Raw genomic sequence first — 2,186 nt, forward strand, 5'->3', positions numbered from 1 at the left:
CATGAGAGCATTTCACCGCTTTCATCGCCACCTCGGCGTCGACGCTGACAAGCCCGGCGGCAAGGCGGCGGTCATGCTGGCCTTCGCAGCAGGAACTTCGATCGCCCTCGTGAAGACGCTGGCCGCGGTTCTGACCGGCTCCGCGTCAATGACCGCCGAGGCCGTCCACTCATGGGTCGATGCCCTCACGGACAGCTTCCTCGTCGCTGCTTATCTCGCCGCGCGGCGCCCGGCGGACGGCAAGCATCGGCTCGGCTATGGCCGAGAGTCCTATGTCTGGTCGATGTTCGGCTCGTTCGCGATGCTCGCCTTGGGCGCGCAAGTCGGGATATGGCGCGGTATCCGCCAGCTCAGCCTGCCCGACRCAACGACCGACTACCGGATTGGTTACGCCGTCATCCTCGGATCGTTCGCGTTGCAAAGCATCTCGACCTTCCAGGCGCTTCGGTTCCTGCGCCGACGTGCTGCAGCGCTCCAGCGGAGTGTGGTCAAGCACGTGCTCGAGACCTCCGATTCGCAGCTGCGGACGGTGGTGACGCAGGATTTTCTGGCGCTGATCGGGCTTGCCGTTGCGGGGCTGGGCATGCTGCTGCACGACCTCACCGGCAATGTGGCGTACGACGCAGGGGGCTCCATCGTCGTGGGCTTGCTGATGGGGATCGCAGGGCTGTTCCTGGTCAACTTGAACCGTCGCTATCTGGCCGGGATGCCGCTGCCCGACGATCGACGGGCGATTGCGATCGGGCTGCTGAAGCAGTCACCCGACGTCAAGAGAGTCACCCTGCTGTACACCGAGTTCATCGGCCCGGATCGCATCCTTCTCGTTGCGCGTATCGAGATTGCCGGCGAGCATTCCCAAGCCGACCTGGCCCGCATCCTGCGCCGGCTGGAGCAGCAGATCATGACCCACAGGAACGTCGGCATCGCCACTTTGACTCTGGCCTCCCCCGAGGAAGAGGAAATCAATAATTAGGCGCGGCCGCACGGTCAACCATGCCAGACGACGATCAAGTTCCGCTGGCCCGCTAAGGCGGCAGGCGATTGCGGAGCTTGGCTGCGCGAGTGACGGCTTGGCTCCGCGTCAGACCTTTGCCTGGGCGAGCCGTTCGACGAGGCAGTGGACGGGCGAGCGTGACGCAAGCGCCGCGGCTACCAGAGCCTCCACCATGGCCGACGCAGCCGCATGTCCAGTGGTCGGGTGTCGAGGCGATCGATGATGCTGGCCGCCGCGCCGAAGCGGCTGGCGGGTTCGGTTTGCTGATCCGATGATTCGCGGCCAGATCTGGCTGCGTCTTGCATCGGGCGTGAGGTTTCCCGATTCAGCGAAGCGGAGATTGTGTCCGGAGGAGGCATGGGAGCGATTTTGGCAGGAGCTTTCCAACTGAGGTGTGATGAACTTTGCGCGATCGCTGTCTAATGCAGCCCGGCGACGCAGGACCACCACAAAAAAGCGGGTCGACAAGCTGATGAGGGGCCAAAAAACGGACTGACAACAGCTCTTGATCTGGATAACGAACAACGACGGCGAACCATAACCGACACTTGCGCTACGCCTGCGTGCATTTTTGCAAGGCGGTCAGGCGTTCGCGTCGCTCCTGCGCGCCCGCCCCCACCGCCCTCGAGACCTCATCCGGTAGTCGAATTGGCCAGTTCGACCGGCATCATCTTGCCCCGGGCGCCGGAATGGCGGGCATGCAAGCGTTACCGGCCGGCCGCCCACCATGGCTCGAATGACTGGCTTGTCTAGGACCTGTCATTCAGACCGCAGGCTTTCCCCTACGCTCTCCTCGTACAAGTAAGATTCACCGGCTATGCAGCTTGACCGGCTGATACAAATGATTGGTCCTGATTTCAAACAACGACTGGCCGCGATCCTGGCTGCGGATGCGGCAGGTTACTCACGTCTCATGGCGGAGGACGACCGTTCAACGGTGGCCACGCTGGATGCGGCACGCGCGGTGTTTCGCACCCAGATAGAAACCAATCAGGGCCGGGTCATCGACATGGCCGGTGACTCGGTACTGGCGGCATTCGACACGGCTAGTGGCGCGGTGAATGCGGCGTTGGCTATACAAACTGAACTTGATGGCCTAAGCGCAGAGCAGCCTGAAGGCCGCCGCATGAAATTTCGCATCGGCATCCACCTGGGCGACGTGATCGAGAAGGCCGACGGCACGGTGTATGGC

General features: G+C 62.8%; 2 protein-coding genes. Both read left to right on the plus strand.

Annotated elements, in window-relative coordinates:
• Positions 1–973: cation diffusion facilitator family transporter (locus AC1DY5_RS52445; RefSeq protein ID WP_478122151.1), on the plus strand; the 973-nt coding region annotated here is incomplete at its 5' end.
• A gap of 838 nt (positions 974–1,811) precedes the next feature.
• A partial coding sequence (locus tag AC1DY5_RS52450) for an adenylate/guanylate cyclase domain-containing protein (protein WP_478122152.1) occupies positions 1,812–2,186 on the plus strand: 375 nt, incomplete at its 3' end.

It is taken from the genome of Variovorax sp. P4_D9 (assembly GCF_056401695.1).